The organism is Bacillus sp. SIMBA_031, from assembly GCF_046535225.1.
In the GTDB taxonomy this organism is placed as follows: Bacteria; Bacillota; Bacilli; order Bacillales; family Bacillaceae; genus Bacillus; species Bacillus velezensis.
In genome coordinates this window covers 1-265 of record NZ_JAWRXC010000325.1, presented here as the reverse complement: position 1 = coordinate 265, position 265 = coordinate 1, and the positions used below count along the sequence as shown (strand labels likewise).

At 65.3% G+C, this 265-nt stretch carries 1 pseudogene; it reads left to right on the top strand.

Annotation, left to right across the window (positions count from 1 at the left end):
• Positions 1 to 50: 50 nt before the first annotated feature.
• Positions 51 to 265 (top strand): annotated as a pseudogene (locus SB724_RS20495) (hypothetical protein); the annotation flags it as partial.

Here is a 265-nt window from a genome sequence, read left to right as displayed (position 1 = left end):
ATCAGGTGCCGTTCGCGCAGACCATCAGGGAAGCCACGGGGGTCAACACAATGTCCGTCGGCCTGATCACCAAGGCGGAGCAGGCAGAGAAGGTAGTTGCGAACGGTCAGGCGGACCTCGTCGCGATTGCCCGCGGCATGCTGTACAACCCGCGCTGGGGCTGGCACGCGGCAGCTAAACTCGGTGTTCATGTCGACGCGCCGCCGCAATACTGGCGGGCGGCTCCCCATGAACACGCGTCGCTCTTCGGCGACATCGTGCACGG